This is a genomic window from Streptomyces calidiresistens, assembly GCF_014141525.1.
Taxonomy (GTDB): Bacteria; Actinomycetota; Actinomycetes; order Streptomycetales; family Streptomycetaceae; genus Streptomyces; species Streptomyces calidiresistens.
Genome location: NZ_VKHS01001553.1, coordinates 1 through 221, shown reverse-complemented (window position 1 = coordinate 221; position 221 = coordinate 1). Strand labels below are relative to the sequence as shown.

Genomic DNA, 221 nt, shown 5'->3' with positions numbered 1-221 from the left:
TGCCCGCCCGCCGCCCTTCACCAGTGGCATCAGGCGCAGGGCCAGGGCGAGTTCGAGTGAGGACAGGTCCGTGCCCGGGGGCAGCAGGGTGCGGGCGGCCTGCAACCGGTTGGCGACGGTGCGTTCGGTCAGGGCCAGGCGGGAGGCGGTGGCCCGGGCGTTCTGCCCGGACTCCAGGTACACCATCAGGGTCTCGCGGAGGGTCGCCTCGCGGTTTCCCT

At 73.3% G+C, this 221-nt stretch carries 1 protein-coding gene; it reads right to left on the bottom strand.

Annotation, left to right across the window (positions count from 1 at the left end; translation table 11 throughout):
* Nucleotides 1-189, bottom strand: a 189-nt coding sequence (locus FOE67_RS28245) for a helix-turn-helix domain-containing protein (RefSeq protein ID WP_267133381.1), incomplete at its 3' end; no start/stop codon positions are given.
* Between the last annotated feature and the right edge of the window lie 32 nt (nucleotides 190-221).